This window comes from Paenibacillus oralis (genome assembly GCF_003863965.1).
Lineage (GTDB): Bacteria > Bacillota > Bacilli > Paenibacillales > Paenibacillaceae > Fontibacillus > Fontibacillus oralis.
This window is the reverse complement of record NZ_RRCN01000001.1, coordinates 2,053,639-2,074,736: the sequence shown is the minus strand read 5'-3', so window position 1 is coordinate 2,074,736 and position 21,098 is coordinate 2,053,639. Positions and strand designations below refer to the sequence as shown.

General features: G+C 41.7%; 28 protein-coding genes. 7 read left to right on the top strand and 21 right to left on the bottom strand.

Annotated elements, in window-relative coordinates; genetic code table 11:
- The first annotated feature begins 26 nt into the window (after positions 1 to 26).
- Positions 27 to 953 carry a DUF2268 domain-containing putative Zn-dependent protease gene (locus EHV15_RS09855; RefSeq protein WP_128631037.1) on the top strand — a complete coding sequence of 309 codons (927 nt, stop codon included), beginning with the start codon at positions 27 to 29 and terminating at the stop codon, positions 951 to 953.
- Entirely contained in the window at positions 928 to 1,668 is a 741-nt protein-coding gene (locus EHV15_RS09850) for a MerR family transcriptional regulator (protein ID WP_128631036.1), read from the top strand. The genes EHV15_RS09855 and EHV15_RS09850 overlap by 26 nt, the downstream gene beginning before the upstream one ends.
- A gap of 520 nt (positions 1,669 to 2,188) precedes the next feature.
- Here EHV15_RS09850 and EHV15_RS09845 read toward each other — a convergent pair.
- Complete coding sequence (locus tag EHV15_RS09845; protein WP_128631035.1) at positions 2,189 to 2,524, bottom strand: hypothetical protein; 336 nt, start codon at positions 2,522 to 2,524, stop codon at positions 2,189 to 2,191.
- A 423-nt stretch (positions 2,525 to 2,947) separates the two neighbouring features.
- On the opposite strand from EHV15_RS09845, the gene EHV15_RS09840 reads away from it, so the two are divergent.
- Positions 2,948 to 3,232 (top strand): DUF6809 family protein, encoded by a 285-nt coding sequence (locus EHV15_RS09840; protein ID WP_128631034.1) that lies wholly within the window; start codon positions 2,948 to 2,950, stop codon positions 3,230 to 3,232.
- A gap of 292 nt (positions 3,233 to 3,524) precedes the next feature.
- Here the strand turns inward: EHV15_RS09840 and EHV15_RS09835 are convergent, their stop codons facing one another.
- The 3 genes from EHV15_RS09835 to EHV15_RS09825 form a co-directional block, all read right to left on the bottom strand.
- Positions 3,525 to 3,932, bottom strand: a complete 408-nt coding sequence (locus tag EHV15_RS09835; RefSeq protein ID WP_128631033.1) for a hypothetical protein — start codon at positions 3,930 to 3,932, stop codon at positions 3,525 to 3,527.
- A 13-nt stretch (positions 3,933 to 3,945) separates the two neighbouring features.
- The gene (locus EHV15_RS09830) at positions 3,946 to 4,359 is read right to left on the bottom strand and encodes a hypothetical protein (RefSeq protein ID WP_124333549.1); all 414 of its coding nucleotides are present in this window, start codon (positions 4,357 to 4,359) and stop codon (positions 3,946 to 3,948) included.
- 230 nt (positions 4,360 to 4,589) lie between these two features.
- The gene (locus EHV15_RS09825) at positions 4,590 to 5,483 is read right to left on the bottom strand and encodes an ankyrin repeat domain-containing protein (protein ID WP_128631032.1); all 894 of its coding nucleotides are present in this window, start codon (positions 5,481 to 5,483) and stop codon (positions 4,590 to 4,592) included.
- A gap of 356 nt (positions 5,484 to 5,839) precedes the next feature.
- Here EHV15_RS09825 and ccr1 point away from each other — a divergent pair, with 356 nt between their 5' ends.
- Together ccr1 and EHV15_RS09815 are read left to right on the top strand one after the other, a co-directional pair.
- Entirely contained in the window at positions 5,840 to 6,010 is a 171-nt protein-coding gene (gene ccr1, locus EHV15_RS09820; RefSeq protein ID WP_124333547.1) for an aCcr1 family cell cycle regulator, read from the top strand.
- A gap of 142 nt (positions 6,011 to 6,152) precedes the next feature.
- On the top strand, positions 6,153 to 6,437 hold the full coding sequence (locus EHV15_RS09815) for a DUF6809 family protein (protein WP_124333546.1): 285 nt from the start codon (positions 6,153 to 6,155) through the stop codon (positions 6,435 to 6,437).
- 326 nt (positions 6,438 to 6,763) lie between these two features.
- On the opposite strand, the gene EHV15_RS09810 is transcribed toward EHV15_RS09815, so the two are convergent.
- The 14 genes from EHV15_RS09810 to EHV15_RS09745 all read right to left on the bottom strand — a co-directional run bounded on the left by EHV15_RS09810 (position 6,764) and on the right by EHV15_RS09745 (position 17,463).
- Positions 6,764 to 7,036 carry a hypothetical protein gene (locus EHV15_RS09810; protein ID WP_128631031.1) on the bottom strand — a complete coding sequence of 91 codons (273 nt, stop codon included), beginning with the start codon at positions 7,034 to 7,036 and terminating at the stop codon, positions 6,764 to 6,766.
- Positions 7,037 to 7,112: 76 nt separating this feature from the next.
- Positions 7,113 to 7,814, bottom strand: coding sequence for an Imm3 family immunity protein (locus tag EHV15_RS09805; protein ID WP_128631030.1), 702 nt, complete (start codon positions 7,812 to 7,814; stop codon positions 7,113 to 7,115).
- Between the two features lie 218 nt (positions 7,815 to 8,032).
- Positions 8,033 to 8,479, bottom strand: coding sequence for a hypothetical protein (locus EHV15_RS09800; protein ID WP_124333543.1), 447 nt, complete (start codon positions 8,477 to 8,479; stop codon positions 8,033 to 8,035).
- A 144-nt stretch (positions 8,480 to 8,623) separates the two neighbouring features.
- Positions 8,624 to 9,514, bottom strand: coding sequence for an Imm3 family immunity protein (locus EHV15_RS09795; protein WP_124333542.1), 891 nt, complete (start codon positions 9,512 to 9,514; stop codon positions 8,624 to 8,626).
- Positions 9,515 to 9,713: 199 nt separating this feature from the next.
- Positions 9,714 to 10,232 (bottom strand): SUKH-4 family immunity protein, encoded by a 519-nt coding sequence (locus tag EHV15_RS09790; protein WP_124333541.1) that lies wholly within the window; start codon positions 10,230 to 10,232, stop codon positions 9,714 to 9,716.
- An 11-nt stretch (positions 10,233 to 10,243) separates the two neighbouring features.
- Positions 10,244 to 10,603, bottom strand: coding sequence for a nucleic acid/nucleotide deaminase domain-containing protein (locus EHV15_RS38295; RefSeq protein ID WP_425464468.1), 360 nt, complete (start codon positions 10,601 to 10,603; stop codon positions 10,244 to 10,246).
- Positions 10,604 to 10,635: 32 nt separating this feature from the next.
- A complete protein-coding gene (locus EHV15_RS09780; RefSeq protein ID WP_128631029.1) occupies positions 10,636 to 12,786 on the bottom strand; it encodes a contractile injection system protein, VgrG/Pvc8 family in 2,151 nt (716 codons plus the stop codon).
- Positions 12,787 to 12,810: 24 nt separating this feature from the next.
- Positions 12,811 to 13,215, bottom strand: coding sequence for a DUF4280 domain-containing protein (locus EHV15_RS09775; RefSeq protein ID WP_306436807.1), 405 nt, complete (start codon positions 13,213 to 13,215; stop codon positions 12,811 to 12,813).
- A 29-nt stretch (positions 13,216 to 13,244) separates the two neighbouring features.
- Positions 13,245 to 13,769, bottom strand: coding sequence for an imm11 family protein (locus EHV15_RS09770; RefSeq protein ID WP_128631028.1), 525 nt, complete (start codon positions 13,767 to 13,769; stop codon positions 13,245 to 13,247).
- Positions 13,770 to 13,785: 16 nt separating this feature from the next.
- A complete protein-coding gene (locus EHV15_RS09765) occupies positions 13,786 to 14,415 on the bottom strand; it encodes a hypothetical protein (RefSeq protein ID WP_128631027.1) in 630 nt (209 codons plus the stop codon).
- Positions 14,412 to 15,824 carry a phage baseplate assembly protein V gene (locus tag EHV15_RS09760; RefSeq protein WP_128631026.1) on the bottom strand — a complete coding sequence of 471 codons (1,413 nt, stop codon included), beginning with the start codon at positions 15,822 to 15,824 and terminating at the stop codon, positions 14,412 to 14,414. The genes EHV15_RS09765 and EHV15_RS09760 overlap by 4 nt, the downstream gene beginning before the upstream one ends.
- The gene (locus EHV15_RS09755) at positions 15,821 to 16,420 is read right to left on the bottom strand and encodes a hypothetical protein (protein WP_128631025.1); all 600 of its coding nucleotides are present in this window, start codon (positions 16,418 to 16,420) and stop codon (positions 15,821 to 15,823) included. The genes EHV15_RS09760 and EHV15_RS09755 overlap by 4 nt, the downstream gene beginning before the upstream one ends.
- A gap of 405 nt (positions 16,421 to 16,825) precedes the next feature.
- Positions 16,826 to 17,215, bottom strand: a complete 390-nt coding sequence (locus EHV15_RS09750) for a retropepsin-like aspartic protease (protein WP_128631024.1) — start codon at positions 17,213 to 17,215, stop codon at positions 16,826 to 16,828.
- On the bottom strand, positions 17,206 to 17,463 hold the full coding sequence (locus EHV15_RS09745) for a hypothetical protein (RefSeq protein WP_128631023.1): 258 nt from the start codon (positions 17,461 to 17,463) through the stop codon (positions 17,206 to 17,208). Before EHV15_RS09745 ends, EHV15_RS09750 begins: the two co-directional genes overlap by 10 nt.
- Positions 17,464 to 17,794: 331 nt before the next feature.
- On the opposite strand from EHV15_RS09745, the gene EHV15_RS09740 reads away from it, so the two are divergent.
- Entirely contained in the window at positions 17,795 to 17,977 is a 183-nt protein-coding gene (locus EHV15_RS09740; protein WP_218571216.1) for a ribbon-helix-helix protein, CopG family, read from the top strand.
- A gap of 143 nt (positions 17,978 to 18,120) precedes the next feature.
- Positions 18,121 to 18,414: a DUF6809 family protein gene (locus EHV15_RS09735; protein WP_128631022.1), complete on the top strand. Its 294-nt coding sequence runs from the start codon at positions 18,121 to 18,123 to the stop codon at positions 18,412 to 18,414.
- A gap of 80 nt (positions 18,415 to 18,494) precedes the next feature.
- On the opposite strand, the gene EHV15_RS09730 is transcribed toward EHV15_RS09735, so the two are convergent.
- The 3 genes from EHV15_RS09730 to whiA form a co-directional block, all read right to left on the bottom strand.
- Complete coding sequence (locus EHV15_RS09730) at positions 18,495 to 19,256, bottom strand: SIMPL domain-containing protein (RefSeq protein WP_128631021.1); 762 nt, start codon at positions 19,254 to 19,256, stop codon at positions 18,495 to 18,497.
- 532 nt (positions 19,257 to 19,788) lie between these two features.
- Complete coding sequence (locus tag EHV15_RS09725; protein WP_036627138.1) at positions 19,789 to 20,058, bottom strand: HPr family phosphocarrier protein; 270 nt, start codon at positions 20,056 to 20,058, stop codon at positions 19,789 to 19,791.
- 107 nt (positions 20,059 to 20,165) lie between these two features.
- Positions 20,166 to 21,095 (bottom strand): DNA-binding protein WhiA, encoded by a 930-nt coding sequence (whiA, locus tag EHV15_RS09720; RefSeq protein WP_128631020.1) that lies wholly within the window; start codon positions 21,093 to 21,095, stop codon positions 20,166 to 20,168.
- Positions 21,096 to 21,098: the final 3 nt, after the last annotated feature.

Sequence of the window (21,098 nt, the reverse complement as noted above, 5' to 3'; positions counted from 1 at the left end):
CTATAAAACTACTTGGAGTGAGAGAAATGAATATAAAATCACTGCGCTCAGATCATATTTATCAAAAAGTTGCCCAAGCTTCGCCCGAGGAAAAGCTTGAATTATTCAGAAACGAAATGATGGCCCCCTTTATGAAGCAATGGCAAATTCAACAGATCCCTTTTAGAGCTGAAGAGGCGAATGGTTTTGACGTTATTACGTTTAATAGTATGATGCATCGATCCCCTGATCAGATTACCCCTCAGATTTCGGCAGAGATCGAGCTGATTTCGTCCGAATCATTTTGGTTAGAATGTGAGCATGCTGTGAAGAAAAGCCTACAACTATTTGTAGAGCATGAAATTAACCTCCCCGTATCCGATTATTTGTTTACCATTCAACTCGGGAATCCGGAAAGCCGTGCCTTAGCAATAAACGAAGGATATAGCGGCTTTGGGGGCATTCCCGGGTTTATCTGGGGTACACTCTTGCCAAATGAGTACACAATTCCTCGAATGAAGGCTGGGCTGGCGCACGAATGCAACCATAATGTGCGATATCAATTTATTCAGTGGGATCACACCGTTAATTTGGGCGAGCTCATTGTAAGTGAAGGATTGGCTGAAAACTATGCTGCGTTCATGTTTGGAGAAGAATTGCTCGGCCCTTGGGTAACGAAAACAAACGCAGACACACTTAACAGGCACATAAAGCCTGTGCTTAGAGAGCAATTGCAATTAACCGGGTTTGATCAATTTGCTCCGTATCTTTACGGTGACGAGATCGCAAAACTTCAAAACTTTAAACCGGTCAATATGCCTTATAGCGCTGGCTACGCTTGCGGATATTATTTAATCCAATATTATTTAAGAAAAACAGGAAAAACGATCTTTGAGGCAACAATAACGCCTGCTGCTCAAATACTAGACGAAGTAAAAGGATTTTGGGATGAAGAAACCATTATTAACGGTTAAAGATATTGTTCAGATTACGGGCATTACAGGTCGGACCCTGCATTATTACGATAGAATTCATTTATTTAAACCGACACATCTGACGGAAAAAGGGTATCGCCTATATGATCGAAGCAGTTTGGAAAAACTTCAAACGATTTTGTTCTTAAAGGAATTGGATTTTTCCTTGAAAGAAATTGCGGACATTTTAAAGTTGACCAAGCAAGAACAGAAACAAATATTAAAGAAGCAGAGACAAACCTTATTATCGAAAAAACAAAGACTGGAAACCATCATGGCAGCTCTCGAAGAATACGTTTCGGGGAATGATATTAGTAATTTGCAAATCTTCAGTAGTTCTTTGCCATTGAAAGAACAATATGCAAATGAGGCGAGATTCGTTTATGGTGAAACTGAGGCGTATAAAGTGTTTAATGAAACGCTGGAAAAATTATCACCCGATGAAAAAGAGGAACGTTTCTCATCCATGGAGGAAATATTCAAACAAATTGCGTCTCGTATCCATCAGGACCCTTCCTCCGATGAAGTGCAGCGCTTAATCGAGGAGTGGAAAAAAAATCTAATGCAACTCATGCCATGTGATGCAGAGCTACTGGCTTGCATTGCCAACACCTACAAATTCGATGCACGATTCAAAAACTACTTTAATCAATATAGCAATGAGGATTTAGCAGATTTTCTTTACAGTGCAATTATGCACAATATCAATGGTTGAACATCTCTCAATTGTCCTAATGATGCAATTAAACCTGGAACAAAACCATTTGTTCAATGAAACAGCGATAGTCTAGGACTTTATTTTCTAGTCATTGGCTGTCGCTGTTTCAATTATCAAGATCGGTTTATAAGCGGAAATATCGCGCTTCTTGCTCACGACAGGAGATGCGGCTGTGTACAGTTCTTTGAGCGACAACTTCCGGCCTTGAACAAGGAAGAAGCGCAACTTACTTTTCATTCGAAAATGGGTGTGGTCTTAAACAACGACCGCTAAACGATAGATTCTTCTAGATTGCTTTTATGTATTGGGGACACGGTTTCCATTTTTGAGTGATTTCATCAATATCTTTTTAAGTTTATTAAGTATATTAGTCAAGTTTTTAAATGGAGCTTCTACATAACGCTTATGGATCAATATATCCCTCAAGCAATTCAACAATACGTTGCTTCAATCTCTGTGATACCACATGCATCTTAGACTTTCACAGAATTGATTAAACTATCGTACACTCATCCTTTTATAATCCTTCATGTATTTGTTGAAGCAATATTTTTAATTCTTCTTCATCAAATAAATCTTGATTCTCGGGTACTTTTATCAATAGTTCGGGAAAACGTCTAATAAATGCTATTCTTTTTTCCATCTGTTCGTCTTTTTCTAAAGGCCAATTTCCCGTCTTCGCATAAACCATTACTTTATAAGCATCCTGGTCTGACTTTAGTGCTTTCTCCATATTTTCTTTTGAAATATCGTAAAAAACAGGGTCCCCATATGGGCCTTGCGGCCACGTAATTTGAATTTTATCACCCTTCTCGATAATTGCAAAACCATTCCCCTGGTGTATTCTCTCCATAAATAATTCCTTCCTTCAAATTTACTGTTTAGGATAAACATCAGATATTGTATAACCTCCTGATGGAATCTGATCGACCACAGCCTCTGGAACTATCCCTCCTCTCCTTGTACAATAAATCTCCGGTTTTCTTATCTTTTATAAAGCACTCGAACTTTCCTTGAGTGTGCATTTTTGTTTATGCATTTACCCATTGTCAAGAATATAATCTAGCTCGTCTAGCTTATATTCATAAATAAATCTTTGAGCGAGCTATTCATAAGTTGGACGATAAAAAATAAAAGGAAGCGGCGCACTCTCGACAAAGAACCACGCCACTTCCCACCTGCAATCACCTTAAAGGCCGACTGCATAAATATCCTATCATGTGCAGTCGGTCCTTTCAAGGAATTGCAAATATAAGAGACTGAAAGGATGACGTATATGAAAAGCATTTTGGAAGAACTTTTTGACGGGAATATAAACCCGGCTGAACTAATCATTCCAAGAAATCCGGAGTATCGTCCTTTAAATCGTAAAATATCCGATACAATACTTATGTGGAAAGACAAGCTGTCTGAACACGATTTTCAAGAGCTCGAAGAATTGTTGGACTTACGCTCCCAATCGGATTCCATGTATGCCGAAGCATCCTTTGTATACGGTTTTAAGCTTGCCTTATGGATCATGATTGAAGTGATGACCGGAGAGACGGAGCTTTCGCATTAGTAAGATTAAAGCCTTCACGTCCCCGGAGATTTGATAGAAAGCCGCCTCCGACATACACACGGAGGCAGCTCAACTATCGCAAATTGAAAGGGTGAAGCCTCATGACTAAAAAATTAGGTCAGGATTTTGCGGAATTCATGGATGAAGCCAACCAAATCCCGGAGGTTAAAGAATACTTAACCTCTTTTTCGGTTGTTATTGGCTGGGCCGGCTGCAGCTAAGCTAATCAAGTTTATATTTTTGCATGGGTTATTGGTTGAATGATGGTTTTAATCGTCACTAAGTAGCTCACTCAATATGCATCCTGTTTATGATAATTTATTAATATCCCAGTATCCCCTTTTGGATCAAAATATGATAATATCTCACCCCAAGTATAATCATATTTTATACATGCCAGCTTTCTTTCAGTTGGTTCACCTAATTGATTCATTAACCATTCATCATGACTTTTTCTTTTTAATTCTATTCTATCTTCTGACCAATTGTCATAAGAATTTTTTAGTTTGGGGTCGGCATTTTTCAACTCAATAGACGATATACATTTCTTTTTAAATACAATTCTTATCCACAATGATAGTCCATCAATAATTCGTGGATTTTTAAAATTATATCTTTCAATATCTCCATTGATATAGCTATTTACTTCAGATGAAAATATATTTATAAAAATGATTAGTTTCCCTTCATCTAGTCCCATCGTTCTCATTTAATTAAATAGGCAAAGGGTACCTTTCAAGAAATTTACTTAATAGAGTGTTTTTATTAGAGATAACATTTTCAATTTTTTCATATGGTGAGTCACCATACTCTTCTACAATCTGTTCATTCAAGTCAATCAAAACCTGCTTTACTCTTTGATGTATACTTTCTTGACATCTTATCACAATTGCGCAATACCAGTCCTTTTTATTAAATTTAATTAAAATAAAACTGTGTGGGTCCTTAGGATCCTTTATTAAGCGAATAATCTCTGTATCAGATTCATAATCTTGTATATGTTTCATCATATTGTCTTTAGTTAAATCAACGGGAATCTGCATTATGTCGCCTATATTCATTACTAGCTCATGAGTATAGTCATTCGGAAACTCAAATTCGTATTGCTTTAAAGATCCATGTTCCATATATATATCCCCTCTCTCTTCAATTATTTCATTCCGTAATAATAGAACCATTTTTCAGTTTATAACATTTCCTAGATACTGCCTGTACTTCTTTTGCCATTCGTTTCGTCCTCCTTTGATTTTGGGCATGCAAAAAAAGCTCTTTCCTACTCATGGTTCAAGTGGGAAAGAACTTTTGAAAATTTATCAAACATGTTTGTCAAGCTTTAAATGGAGCTTCTACTTAACGCTTATGGATCAATATATCCCTCAAGCAATTCAATAATACGATCTTGATTGCAGCGTTTTGCCAAAGTAATTGCATCCATATTTCTCATGAATTCATTTGTATATTTGACATTAGCATCCATTCCATATTCCAACAACATCTTAGATGCTTCATAATTACCTTTACGAATAGAAGTAAAAAGCGGATTTAATTTGGGAGTGCTCACATCAATCATAATATTATGTGATAGCAACAGTCTAACAATTTCATTTTCAGATTCAGCAACTGCATTATTCAATTCAATTCCACTGAATTTATTCAAATCGGCCCCTAATAAAATTAATTCTGTTACCAACTCTACATTTCTTGATTTAATTGCAACATTTAATAAAGATCCGTCCTTTGTAATTATGTTATAAAAAGCAGAATGATCATAAATTAATTTTCTATCATTATTTAAGACGCCGTTCCTTAGTTTTTCAGAGATAACTACTATATCGTCTGGTTCCCCCCATAAACAATCAATATTGTAACGTTTCTCATATGCTTCATACTCGTTCGATCCTGGCTTCGGTCCATTAATTACGGCACTCATAAATTCTTCTGGAGGGCAATAGTTATGATCAATTACATAATGAAGTATCATGCTGGGGGCTGCGAATTTCTGTTTACCATCTTCAGTGATTACTCGAATTTCAGATGATCCTAATGCAGTGAAGTCAGTTGAGTTTGATTTGATGGGAACCATTCTTATTTCGTTAAAAGGATTTTTTACGTACAACCACAAGTTTTCAATAAACTCACTTGATACATTCCCTTTGCTATAATCTTTTGCTTCATTTATCCACCCAATGTTTTGTGCATTTTCAAAATGATGAAGAGAATAAAAAGTGAAATCTCTGTAATACTTAGTCATCTGTAACACTCCGGTTATAATTTTGATCAATAAACTACACTATTTCTTTGTCGCCGAGGTTTATAATGCCACACTTCCTCAAACATTAATTTGTATCCTCCTATTGTTTGTATAATCCTGTAAGTACATCAATAGCTGGACTGGTTCTTACCGACCCAAAAATGACCTCTTCCCAAGAACCATTTTTCACAAATAATTGTTGAGGAGTTGGTCCTTCTGCTGCTGGTCCACTTTCATAAGTGCCATGTCTTCCATCGTCTTTCCTTCATTAGTTATTAAACACTGAATCTATCCGTTGACTTATATCCGACATAAATGTACAATACTTATGTCCGGCAAAAGTAGGAGGTGAGTGTTTGGCCGACAAGAAAATGGGTCGTCCAACTGACAATCCAAAGCCTAACAAAATTACCATCAGAATAGACAACGATACGCTTGAAAAACTGGATAAGTACTGCAAAAACAATAATATTGAGCGTTCAGAGGGTGTTAGGCGAGCTATTCATAAGTTGGATGATAAAAAATAAAAGGAAGCGGCGCACTCTCGACAAAGAACCACGCCACTTCCCACCTGCAATCACCTAAAAGGCAGACTGCATAAATATCCTATCATGTGCAGTCGGTCCTTTCAAGGAATTGCAAATATAAGAGACTGAAAGGATGACGTATATGAAAAGCATTTTGGAAGAACTTTTTGACGGGAATATAAACCCGGCTGAACTAATCATTCCAAGACATCCAGAGTATCGTCCTTTAAATCGTAAAATATCCGATACAATACTTATGTGGAAAGACAAGCTGTCTGAACATGATTTTCAAGAGCCCGAAGAATTGTTGGACTTACGCTCCCAAGCGGATTCCATGTACGCCGAAGCTTCCTTTGTATACGGTTTTAAGCTTGCCTTATGGATCATGATTGAAGTGATGACCGGAGAGACGGAGCCTGTGCGTTAGTAAGATTAAAGCCTGCACGTACCAAGAGATTTGATAAAATAAAGCCGCCTCCGACATACACACGGAGGCGGCTCGACTATCGCAAAACGCATGCAAATATTATCTGTATCTTCTGTTTCACAATTTATACTCTTTTATAATAAATCCCCGGTTTTCTTATCTGTTATAAAGAACCTCGAACCTTCCTTGAGTGTGCATTTTTGTTAGCCATGCAAAGAAGTCAACATCATCTTCATTACTCCATGGGTCGAAATCAATGTACTTTTCCCGCTGATATTCTACCTCGTATACTACCTTACATTATTTCTTAGTCTGAATACACGAGCTTAATCATTAAGATTTTCAAACTCCATCGTAAATTTAGAGTTACTGAGATTGTAGATATTATTTTGTAAAACCAATTGAATCTCACCATTATAAGAAAATACAGCAAAAATACCACCATCCTTAAAAATATATGAGCCAATTATTTCCTTCTTATTAGCTTCTTCCTTGCTAAACATCATTTCTTCGCAAAGTTCAACATTAAAAAGCTTTAAATACTCACTGGAATTTCTTAGATAACCTTCTTTTATAGACCATTTTTCGCTCGTAACCATTTTTTAAATCCTCCTAGTTTGTCAACATCAGGATTTGGCCGAGTAGCAGGGTCAAAAATATCAGCCCTATAGCCCCCTAATGAATATCGTCCGAAAGGTGATTTAATACTCTTTTAATTCGCAATTGAAGCTTTTGTTTTTCATCATTAGAAAGTTGTTCGCCTACCTCATCAACAGTAAATTCCTTTAGAGTATTTTTAATATTCTGATATTCCATGGACTCCGTCAAACCATCATTTAGTAAACGTTCAGCAAGCGTAGTGTAAACCACAACTTTTTCACTCTTTGTATTTCTACAATCCCTTGTAAAACGGTTAAGGACGACTTTAGCTATTACATCCTTTGTTTCGCTATCTGAAGAAATAGAACTATAGTAACGATTAACTTCATTGGTCATTTCATCGTAGTACCACATGGCTCTCGCATTATTAGTTACAGGCTTATTGTTGAGATTGTATAAAACCTGAACTTTTCGTGTAATCAAGTCTTGATATTGGATAATCGATAGTTCTTGCTCTAAAGAGTCATAGTCTATTTCGTTTAAATATTGTAACAAGTAGTTTTTTGATTTATAAAATACATACGGTTGCTTTAATACCAGTTCACAATATCTAATTAATACCGTAGCTTTTTCAAGGTCACCCCCACTCATTATTAACTCAAGATCCTCGTATGTTTTGACCAATGCCTCAAGATTACTCATATTTTTATCTTTATACTCTTGAAAAGTCTCATCAAATAAATCGGTTATTTCTTCATAGGTTAACTTTTGACTCATGGCCACTCCCCCTTTTTCTATTATTTGAAGAAAAAATCCGTACTTTCATTTGTTTTCTAAAATGTAAAAAGGCTTATTCTTCAAAAAAGCTCATTCCTAACTTGTAGTCAAGTCGGAATGAGCCTTTGATCCATCCTTAAGTAATTTCGCTTCGCCGTTGCCTTGCTTAGAAAGTGACCAACACACTAAATGTTTTTGGTTCAACTTATATAGACATTTTATGCATCCTGTTTATGATAATTTATTGCTATCCCAGTATCCCCACCTTTTGGATCAAAATATGATAATATCTCACCCCAAGTATAATCATATTTGATACATGCCAGCTTTCTTTCAGTTGGTTCACCTAATTGATTCATTAACCATTCATCATGACTTTTTCTTTTTAATTCTATTTTATCTTCTGACCAATTGTCATAAGAATTTTTTAGTTTGGGGTCGGCATTTTTCAACTCAATAGACGATATACATTTCTTTTTAAATACAATTCTCAACCACAATTGTAATCCATCAATAATTTGTGGATTTTTAAAATTATATCTTTCAATATCTCCATTGACATAGCTATTTACTTCAGATGAAAATATATTTATAAAACTTCCGCTACTCATTCCATGAAATATCTCTTTATTGTTAATGATTATTTTCCCTTCATCTAGTCCCATCGTTCTCCTCCTATTATTATTTTAATTCTTCTAGCAACTCCTCCTTGTTGTTCAAGTTTACAATATTATTCTCTTCATCATAATTTTGTACTATTATGTCGATCAAATTACTCATCTACTTCACCTTCCAATAAAAAAGGAGGTTTATAACCCTCTAGCAGTTAAACTGATACATTCTCCATCTTCACAAGATATCCTATATGAAGTTAAATTTCCTTGAAACTCAAGTTTTTTACCACAACGAGGACAGACAATATCATTATTTCCTTTTTCACAAAAATCTTTGACTGCTTTATACAATACATGGCGTTCAGCCTTTGTTGTTTTTTTCTTACTAGTATCCATAATAGTTTGATTGCCCAAAATCTTATTAATACGCTCGGTTAGTTGCTTTTTTTCTACTTGAAGAAGTTGATCTTTTGTATCGTTAATATTGAAACTTTTTATTTCTGCAAGAATTTCCTCTGGAATTATAAAAAAATGCGATATGAGTAGCTCTCCCAAAGTTGTATATACAATCATTTTTTCGCTGAGAGTATTATTGCAATCACGATTAAACCGACTAAATATATCTCTTATAATTTGTTCTACATTCATATCATTACGTTTAATATCTAAAAAATATCGATTCACCTCTTCTACTAATTCTTCATAATACCATCTTGCTAAACGACAAGTATCTAGCGGCATTCTGTTGATTTTTTCTATAACATCATTGAATTTAGACTGTAATTCATCGTATTGCTCTACAGTGAGCTTCTGCTCTTGCTTAATTGTCATAAAATCTATACTATTTAACTTTTCTAATAGATTGTCCCTTGTATTAACCAACACCCTTGATTGTTCGGAAACAATTAGTTGACCATAAAAAATAAGAATAATGGCTTTCTCAGTTTCACTACGATACATTAAGCCCTCAAAGTCATACAAAGTTCTTGCAATTGCTTCAACCGTACTTAGTTTATCTTCATTTTTGTAATCATCATAACATTCATTGATTTCGGTAATGTAGTCTTCATACAAAATCTTCATCATTTATCCTCCATTGACTTAATCAATTTTCTGCTATACCCGGTCCTCCAATTTATAAAGCAAAGAAAGCTACAGTGAGCACTTGTACTCTACTGCAGCTTATTTTTGGGTAATCTAAATCAACTTACTTTTTGCACTGGAATTCTTCCTCGTTTACAAACTATTTATGCATTGTCCCCGCCATAAAGTTTGATGCTTTAAACTACAGGAAGCCAATTTCATATGGAAATAAATATTGATCCCAGTAACTGCCCTCCGCTAATGCTTCAGGCTCAATTAAAACAAACTTTTCTTTCATTCTAGAAACTGCTGCCATCATTTCTTCTTCTTCGTACGCTTTTACTTTATAAAACTCTGAACGGCAAATTTGCTCAAAAATAATATAATTACGAATAGATGAATTAATGTATACTACATTACTACCATCAAGAATAACAAACTCATCCGTCTCACATTTAATACAATAATAGTCACTTATATCTTTTTGCTTCCCAACAATGATATACTTTTCATTGTTTATAATTTTTTCATCAAAATTTGTACTATCATAGAAATAATGATTTATTCCATTTTTTTTCAATATTTCTTCATTAGGTAAACCTACATCTGTTAGAAATGATATAGTTTCGTTAGAAAGACCAAATTTTTGAAGGCTATTTTCCTCATATTTTATAAATTCATCTTCCCAGAATTCTCTGATAACTTGATTAGATACCAACATTCAATACCACCCTACTTTTTCGTATTTTGTTGTAAAAAATGCTCTTTAAATTTCTCCTTTATGTCATTTATCATTTGCTTTCTGCTTTGAACAGCCTCTTCTTTAGTAGCAAAAGGATAGGTATAGCTCTTCTCAGCGTTTGGATAATTTTCAAAAATAAGTTTTGAACAGTTATGACCTTTTAGATTACAAAAATCTCTTTCTGAATATATTCTTTTAACTTGTGAAGGATCAATTCCTTCGCTTTGAAGATATTCATGTAGAACTCTTTCGGAATGACGCCCTTCAATGAATTTTCCATCAACTACTTTCCCTTCACTATTGGCTATTTTAGAAGTTAAATTCCCGTTGTTATCAATATATTCAAATATAGCATAGTTTTTAGCACTCTTATCGCCCTTTGCTATCCTTTCCTCAATAATCTTTCGCGGGATAGCTTCACTTGTGATACAACATTAGCTTGCCCCCCAGCAACTCTATTCGGCCCTTCCTCCACATCCGGTTTACGATTATTATTAACCTCCAACTCCTCGATAGGAGTCGGCCTGTTCAATGTAGCCGTATTAGGCTTAATTCCCTTTTGGAAAAGACCTTGTACAGCGTTCTTAATAGGCTTGAAGAGTACTAACGCGCCGGAGAACATAGCGCCATAAGCGCCAGCATTTAATGCCCCCGATAAAGTTGGCCGACGTCCATTGATGGATTCCGTCAATACATAGTCAGTATATCCACTGGCAAAACCGGTAGCAAGCATGCCTGTATATGCACTCGTTAGCTGACTTGCCGTCATCGGAGCCAAACTAGATGTAGCCCCACCAATAGGGCCAAAAAGTCCCCCGGTTATGGCTCCGACAATCCCCCCGGTTACCGCACTCCTGAGGTAGGTAGCGCCGCTGCTTAGTTCGCCGCGGGCCAAGTCGCCGATGGCGGTTGCACCCACGGCCGCAATGGCTCCGCAAGCCGCGCCCATTAATATGGCTCCGGCGACTCCACCGGTCACCACAGTAGCGGCGACCACCAAAGCGACGACCACGACAACGGCCACGGCGGCCAAAACTGTATCGAAGAGGCCCCAGCCCTTCTTTTCTTGCTTCTGCGGCGTATAGGTCTGAATATCGTCATCATATTTGGAATAGGTTGTCCGGTCAGCTCCAACCAATTTGACCTGGCTTCCCAATACATGGTACTCGCTTTCCAGCGTAAACCCGCTCTGCTTGCTTAATTTTTTGGCCAAAATCATGTTGGTCGTCCGGAAGACAACTCGTTTGGGCGTATATAGCGAAATCTCCTCACCGGCGTTCATCATAAGCTTCCGATGGCTCGTCAGGGTGACGCCTGCCGCGTCGTCAAAGCTAATCTTTAACGGCTCTTTGGAGCCGCTCACGATATTGATCGCGGTCGGCGTCATTTCAAGCTCGCTGCCATGTTCGGTGCCAAAGTAGCGGTTTTGCGGATTCCCCGTTTTGCTGCAGTCCTCTCCATTGGTACGCACACACCCGGTGACTTTCGCCTTACTTCCGGCATCATCCGGAAAGTAAAGACTGGCCGTCGTGCCCTTCTGGGGCATCGAATACATCACATTCCCCGTCGGTGGAGCAAAAGGAAACCAATACGCCGCGGCCGGCGGCTGCTTTTCATCGATTTCCAGATGCAGCTTGACCTGCTGCCCTTTGACATCGAGCACCTTGCCGTTCAGCGAGACGCCAACCAGTTGACGATTCCATATCCGGTTTTGACGAATGCCCTCGCTTCTCGATAACCGGTAAGTATAGACCAGTTGGCCTTGATCCATCCCGGCTTTTATTTCGCTGATCACCAGCGGTTTCTCGCGAAAAAGAACCTCATCGCCAATCGAGTAACGCTCCCCCGTTCTTACCTCATAAGTAAAAAAATCCGTAGAATGCAACGGGGATGCCCCCGCCGCCATAGCCTCCTGATAGGCGAACAAATCTTTGCTTGCCGTATACGGCAAATCATCCGGAAGCCGAAGGCTGTTCCTGCTGGGCACCCCGATGTAAAGCCGCGGTTTGGCTTCGGAAATATCACTGAACAAAACCGTCTCAAAATGACTCGCCATCCGTTTCAGAAACTCCCAATCCGTCTCGTCATACTGGACAATAGGTTGGCCGATAGGTTCTTTATCGCCGATCAATTGAATCACATCGGACCCGGCATAACCTTTCAACACATTTCGTACAAGCTCGCCGTAGGTCATCCGGGAATCCTGAAAAGACCTGCGCCGCTTCTGGACATCCAGTTGGCTTGTGCCGGAAACGGCCTCCACCTCGACCACATAAACCCCGTTATGATGCTTGGTCTGCACGGCGGAGATCAGGCCGCTAAAAATTTTGCCCTCCCCCGATTCCTGACTTGCAAAAACCTCAATCCGATCATCCGCAGAGGCTTTGAGCACCGCATTCGTCTGATCCTGGTCATCGGCAACACCGCAGATAAACAACCGCCCATGCTCATTGGGCTTCCATTGCATTTGAATATCTTGAACGATCTTAATCCGGTACGGCGATGCTACTCTTAGGCTTTCATACCCTACCATATCCACTAGCCCCCGATCGCATAACTAATCCTTTTCCTGTTGGCCGCTGCTGTTAAACCGGATCACCCCGCCTAATGAGCAGTGTAATTCCGACTCCGTAGTCAACGCTGGTTTCCCATCGACCTTGGCCTGCTCTTTGGTTTTCTCCCATTTACTGCCGTCCAATAGAGCAAATTTACAGGGCTTTCCCTGGATTTCTTTGCCCTCCATCGAGATCAAATAAACGGTCTCACCGCTCTGATTCTCCGGACTGTCGCATGTCCCGAAGCTCGAAATATTCACCTCGGGAACGCAGTCCGCTTCATTCATCATCGGCTTGTCGTTAACAAAGGCCCCATGGCTTTGCGGTAAATTCAACCTTCGGACATGCGAACCGCATTCGCAAAAAATTTTCGCGCCGCGAACCGCATATTCGTACTTATCCATCATTTCTCGCCCCTTTCACACCTGTATTTAGTTCACTCTACGGCAACCTTCTTCAAGCTGACCCCGACCAAATCCCGTCGCATGATACTCTCTGCTACATCCAAACGGACAATGATCAGAGGTTTCTCGCTTTCCCGTACACGGAAAATGCGTTTCTTCACCACCTTATCGCTTTGAAGCACCAGCTTCTTGATCACGCTGCGATCCGCATTAAATTCACTACGCGGACTTAGCGCTTCCACTTCCTCAAAAAAAGGCAGAAAGTACAGGGTCTGCTTGCCATTAAAATGATCCATCAGCGGAATATGCTTGAACATGCAATCCGGCTCGTACATGGCAATCAGCTTCTTCAATGGCTCTGACACCAGAAAGAGCTGATCGCTGAGCAGATCCGGGTACTCGGTCTCGGAAGTGGCCTTCACCTGAAAGATGGTCGTATCCGCGATGTGGTGGGCTTGCAAACGATTCATATGGCGGATATCGATTTTTTGCCGAATATGTTGTAAGACGGGTACATCAGCATAACGTTCATCCTGTTGCATCACAAAGAAATCCATGGCTTGCCTCCTCCCATCACGGCTCCTCCGCGATCCCTGCTGGTCCTGCTTCCGGCTGCCCGTAAATGACCTCGCTGCGATCCCGATATTCTCCCGCAAAAATGCAAAGATTTGGCTTCTTCGCCAGCAGCTTGTAGCCTTCACAATCGAGAACGGCCGGAACCATACTTCGCATAAACTCGATAGCGACCAGATGATAACGCTCCGCTTCCATTTGCAAAATCCGCTCAATGTCCATTGACGATACTTTCCGGGCATAGCTTGATTTGAGCTGGTCCAGCTCCCGCATTCTTTGAAATAATGGAGCGAAAATGAACTCGGCCTGCCAGTTCAAAGAACACTCTACCGGATCAAAAAACCAGCGTTCATCATAAAGGTCGATCCGGTAGTCAGCCTGATGCTCCTTTACACTTGTACGCAGCAAAGAAAGGTAGATAAACTGGATTTCTCCCTTCACTCCCGTATCTTGAAACCCGGCGCCCTTTCGGCAAACCGCGTCCATGACGCCGGCGAATCCCGCTTTAATGGAGTCTTGATTTTTAATAAAGGTCTCTGAAATCGTCTCCAAGTCTCCCTGCCAACGATCCAGCACATGATTCTCCAAAAACAAACCCAGCGCCTCTTCACGGCTCATGACCGAACTCATTTGATATTCACCCGGCCCCCGGTAAACGTCACCTCGTCCTCCACTTTCAGCGACGTGTTCCCTTGAATGAATTCAATACCCGACTCCCCTTGAATCAGAATCTTGGCGCCGCCGGTGATTTCGATATCCTCCATGGCCGTTAGCGAAATTTTCTTGTCGCTGTTAATTTCAATCCCGCCTTCGTCGGTGAGCCTCATCAACAGCTGGCCTCCGCCGATAATTTCAACCGCACCGGGTTTAAATACAATTTCTTTTCCGTATTTGGTGCTGATGCTCTTCACCGCCGGATCGCTTCGTTTCTGCGGATTTGCCGAATCCGTATCGACCGAGCTTGCAGCAAAAGCATGTTTCTCCTGCTCATCCGGAAAATAAAGCCGCACTTCATCCCCTACTTCCGGCATGCAATACCAGCCGCTCCCGTCCGGTGAGGAATAAACCGTCGAATACGCAAACCACATCGCTTCATTTACCGGCTGATCCTGATCGATATGCAGCTTCACCTTTACCTTATCTTTGGCCACGTCAAGGATCGTCCCGAATAACGACGTTCCCGCAAGCGCATAAGGATATTCCGTGCGGCAGCGCAAGCCTTTGGCATCTTTTAAATCATATAAACTGCTCAGTACGCCGTTCTCCAGCTTCGTCTCTACCCGGCCGACATACCATGTCCGCCCCTGAAACGTTACGGCATCACCTAATTCCAGCAGCTTGTGGCTGGCTACCGTGTAACAGATGCTGTCTTGCTCCGAAATATCCTCAACACCGTTCTCGGATTTCAGTTTGTAATCTTGCAAATCTTTTTTCATGGAGTAGTTATATTCATCCAGCTTCCGGGGATTATCGCCGCCCGGCACTCCCACATACAGCTTAACGCCAGGTTGGGAGCTGACCGGAACTAGAGAAGCATGAAAATGCGAGGCCAATCTCCGCAAAAACGTCCAGTCGGTCTCTTGGTATTGAACCAGCAATCCGCCGATGGTTTTGCCTTGAGACGCTTCATCGATGAGGTCCGAATCGGGATAGCTTGCGATCAAGCGGTGGAATAAACTTTTATACGTTAACGTTTTGTTCTGAAAAGATCGGGTCTGCTTGCGAATGTCCATCAGGGCTGAGAGACTATGCGCCTCTATGGTAATGCTTCTTACGCCCCGAGTGGCCTGAACGGAAATATTCGTAATGACCCCGTAAAACAGCGGGACCGGTTTGTCCTGATCCTGAACCGCCACCTGAATGGTATCGCTGGCCTCCGCTTGTTCTATGTACTTATCCTTCAGGTCTTCGGAAATAATGCCGCTGAGGAGCAGCTTCCCATGGTCGTTCATCAGTTTATGGATGACGAGCTCCGTAATTCTCTCGAACTTGTAATGGGACACCACGATATGGGCCGACGTATAAACCGCTTCACTCATACTTGCGCCACTCCCTCATCCTCCGCCTTGACCGTAATGCTGCGAACAGCCTGATAGGCGATATCTCGCCAATCCGGGTAGTCCTCATACCGGCAGCAAAAAGTTCCCATCAGGATCTTGCCGGCAAATTCAAGGAAATACATGATATTAAACAGGGCACCGTCAATCACCATATTTTTGAACTCAAAGTATCCCAACGTTTTCCCGCTGACGGTCTCTACCCCGCTGTTATAGAAAATATGGGAAGGGTTCGATTTTTGAATCATCGTTTTCATGTCCGCTGTGAGCTCTTCGACCATCTCATCTTTGAGGTCAATTTCGACCCGATTCAGCGTAAAGTTTACGGCCCCCGCCTCGTCGCTTCTTATAATTTCCGGCCGCTGCTCATACGGATACTTAATGGAGCGAAACTCCTTGGGCATCTCTTCAAAGTCAGCAGGAAGGTAGAGGGAAAGTTTATCCTCATAAAAAGACTGCAACGTAAATTCATAATACCGCTTGCCGATTTTTACCGGTCCGTCCGTAATCGAGCGGGGAACCATGGATTGCTCCACTTCATTGATCAGTTGGGTAATCTTTTCATCCATAAACGACATCCCTTTTCCTCCTTCTACTTCCGAAGCATCAATTTTGTGAAATTAGACCATCTATCCCTATATTTCGGAAATTTCCTCCGGTAAATTAACCCAGCCTCATACAAATAACCCCAAATCGAAAAAAATCACCCTGACCGACGAAGCTTCCGCTCCGGGGTTAGAGTGATTGGGACTTTCTATATGGACTCCGATCTTTTTTTATACTTCCCTTATCACCATCATTGCCGGTTAAAAAGAGTTGAACGGGAATTTGGCCGTACATGAAGGCGTGAAAATGGGGAATAACCTTCCTTTTTATTCCATGCAGAAAAGCGACCTTGTCAGGCCGCTTTTCTGAAACTATATAGAGGCAAACTTTGGCTGGGGAAGTCCACAATTCGCTATCGCGGTAAGATGAGAGGTAGCTTAATGAGTCGCATACACCTGCATTTTATTTGAATCAATTATGAGTCCTGCTGTCCGAATGAAATCGAATCCAAGAATACCGTCAATTTCTATGCCATAGTCCATAGCGCCGATTTCAATCTTGCATTCGGACACTGTCCAATCACCTAAAACAACAGCGTCAAACCATTTTGTAAAAACAATTTCCGTTCCACCAACACCATGTATAATGGCTGTCCGATCCGTACCTTCCGGTCTCACGCCGATTTCTGCGACCTTATCGGCATCCAATATCGTTCCAGCCGACCCGGTATCCAGCAATACATTTTCTAGATGAAGTTGACGCCCAGAAAAAATAACGTCAATACAAACAATGGGTAATCCGTGTACCACCCTCAGATCTATCGCCATCTCTTGAACCCGACCCATTTCTCTTCAATTTTTAAATCCGGACGTGACGTATGCAGAAAATAAATTTCTTTCCCTGGTTGGTCCCTGTGTAATTGCTTATATCGTTTCATTGCATCAAGCGAGTCTTCATAACGATCAATAACAGTCACTGAATCAATGAACCGGAATCCACCTTCCGAATAAGCTTCGACCGCCTCGAATACTACCCATTCTTCTGGAAATTTTTCCCGAACCTCTTCCCATCGCATTCCAATACCCCCTGCGACCTGAATTCATAACTTCATTATAACATAACAAAAATCGACTTGACCTTCTAACGTGCTGCAAGATTACTGTAAAGACAACGGTATTGAGCGTTCAGAGGGTGTTAGGCGAGCGGTTCATAAGTTGGACGATATAAAGAGGTTCAGTTTTCAGACGGATATCAAGACAGTGCTTCTCTAACCGACATTAACCCAATAATAGAGAATGGATGGTTGTCTTTTTTGTGATAAAGTTTTCCAATAAATATTTAAAATCAAGTTGACAACTCGTAGCTACAGATATATATTTATCTTGTAGCTACAAATTGGAGGTGATATGTTGGTAGCTAAGAAGAAACCGGGGCCGAAAACGGACAATCCTATGGATACTATGCTGCGTGTTCGGGTAGATAAGATTACACTGGAAAAACTGGATAACAGCGCAAAAGAGTTAAATACTTCACGTTCAGAAATCATCCGAAAAGGTATCCATAGGATCCATGACGACCTCAAAAAATAAAAGGAAGCGGCGCACACTCTCGTCAAAGATCACGCCACTTCCCACCTGCAATCACCTTAAAGGCAGACTGCATAAATATCCTATCATGTGTAGTCGGTCCTTTCAAGGAATTGCAAATATAAGAGACTGAAAGGATGACGTATATGAAAAGCATTTTGGAAGAACTTTTTGACGGGAATATAAACCCGGCTGAACTAATCATTCCAAGACATCCAGAGTATCGTCCTTTAAATCGTAAAATATCCGATACAATACTTATGTGGAAAGACAAGCTGTCTGAACACGATTTTCAAGAGCTCGAAGAATTGTTGGACTTACGCTCGCAATCGGATTCCATGTACGCCGAAGCGTCCTTTGTATACGGTTTTAAGCTTGCCTTATGGATCATGATTGAAGTGGTGACCGGAGAGACGGAGCTTGTGCATAAACAAGATTAAAGCCTGCATATACCAAGAGATTTGCATAAAATAGAGCCGCCTCCGACAAACTCACGGAGGCGGCTCCAGCTATCGCAGCCTTACTTCATCTCATAAACCACGTTAACCGTCGTCCGCAACTCGATTTCTCCTGCTTCTACGGGCGTGCTTCCCGCGCTGTCCATGGCAGCCTCGTTAACCGCCTTGTACTGCACCGAAATACTCGGCATACTGGCGTTTTCCAGACTGATGCTTACTGCCTGGCCCAACGTGCGGCCGGCCGCTTTGACAAGGATGCCCGCTTTCCGGCCCGCATCGGCCATCGCTTTTTGGATGACTTGCTCTTCGTATTGCTCCGGTTTCTCGGCGCCAAAGCGGATGTCGTCGATTTGATTGGCCCCCGCAGCGGAAGCCGCATCCAGGAGCTCTCCCACCTTATCAAGGTTGCGGTAGGTTACATCCAGCGAATAACGGGCCGTATACCCGCTGATGGATTCCGCTCCAGTTTTATCGTTATACGTATAATCGGGGCGGACTGAGAATTGGCCGGTTTGGATGTCTTTTTCGTTAATGCCCCAAGTTTCCTTGAGCAGTTTGGTCAGTTTGGCGGCTTTTTCGCCATTTGTTTTTTGCGCTTCCTGAGCTGTTTTCGCTTTGGTGACGACGCCGATGGACAAATAAGCCACATCCGGCTTCACGGTAATCTCGCCTTCACCTCGGACACTGACTACGTTGGTTTGAAAATTGCTCTCGGCGGCAGTGGCCGTTCCGACCACCCCCCATGAACCATTGACGTATGCCCCTCCCATCAGTAAAGAACCGGCAATCAAAATGGACGCAGCAGGCTTTAACCACATTTTCATAACTTATGACCTCCAATGTTGGTTGAATTTAACTACTAAACGTACCCCGCGGACAAATGTTGCAGCAAATAAGAATAACTATCAGAAAAATTTCGCTCCGGCGGCCCTTTGAATTGAAAACCCTTACTTTAACGGATATAGACGCAGCTCCTTTAAACGGGGCATCATTCTAACGGTTGTGAGCAACGTTATTTCGTTAAAAAGCAGGGGAAAATAAATTTTAACGGTTGCGGCAGAGCTTATTTTGCCTTTTTGCTGCGGATTCGAGCCCTTTTCGCCCAAATAAGCGTGATTACAACCGTTAGGAATTGAAATCCCGTCTTTTCGGCTAAATAAGCTCGATTACAACCGTTAGCGCCAAAGCGACATGCTACTTGCTGATCCGGGATACATAAGCGTGTTTAGCTCCAAACAAGTGATTGGCCAACTGATTTTGCAGTCCAAGCGCCGATTTCCAACGCAACGACAAAAAAAGGATGAATCCGCTTCACGAAGCGGAACCATCCTTTTGTTTCCGAAGAAAATCCGGTGATTACTGGTTTTCCAATTCCTCTTTGCTGACCAAATTGATTAAAGCGTTTGCAGCCTGTTCTGCATCCGCACCTTCCGCACTAATGTAAATTTCAGTTCCGGTGCTGATGGCCAAACTCATAATCCCCATGATGCTCTTGGCGTTCACTTTTTTATCGTCTTTTTCAACGAAAATTTCCGAAGAATATTTATTCGCTTCCTGAACGAAAAGCGCAGCCGGCCGAGCGTGCAGTCCCGTTTTCAAACGAACGGTAACCGGGTTTCTAACCATGAAAACTTACCCCCTATACGAATTCAATCATCACGTTACAAATTCGTGGTCATTATAATTTATATCATTATATCATACACAACGTGCAACACACTAGCAAAACCGCTTTAGCCCCCGCGAATTTTTTCCGCCAGCTCGTCAATTTTGCGCAACCGGTGGTTTACTCCGGACTTGCTGACCGTTCCTTTCAGCAGCTCGCCCACTTCTTTCAAATTCATATCGGGATGCGCCAAACGGACCTCGGCGACTTCGCGCAGCTTATCCGGCAAATTTTCCAGGCCCACTTCCTTTTCCAGCAGCTTGATGTTGTCGATCTGACGAACGGCGGCGCCGATCGTTTTGTTCAGATTCGCGGTTTCGCAATTGACGATACGGTTGACCGAGTTGCGCATGTCGCGCATGATCCGCACATCTTCAAATTTGAAAAGCGCCTGATGAGCGCCTATGATGCTGAGCAGCTCGATGATCTTCTCGCCTTCCTTGATGTACAGGATAAAGCCTTTTTTCCGTTCGATGCAGCGCGCATTCAAATGGAACTCGTTGGCCAACTCGACCAGGGCTTTGCAGTGTTCCTCATACATGGAGGCGATCTCCAAGTGGTAGGAGGAGCCTTCCGGATTGTTAACCGATCCGCCGGCCATAAACGCCCCGCGAAGATAAGCCCGCTTACAACAGTTTTTCCGGGTGAGCTCCGGATTAATCCCCGGCGTGAAAACAAATCCTTCGGAAACAATTTTCAGCTCATTCAAAATTTCTTCCACTCGCCCGGGAATCCGCACGATGTACACATTGTTTTTCTTGAGGCGCATTTTTTTGCGCACGAGCAGTTCGGTGTGAATCTGAAAATGCTTCTTGAGCAAAGAATAAATCCGCCTTGCGATCGCGGCGTTTTCGGTCGAGATGTCCAGCACGACCTTTTTGTTGGAGACCTGGACCGAGCCGTTCATCCGGATCAGCGCCGATAACTCGGCCTGCTCGCAGCAATCGGAGGCTTCGACCATGGTCAGCTCTTTTTTGGTTTGCGCCGCAAATGACAAGGG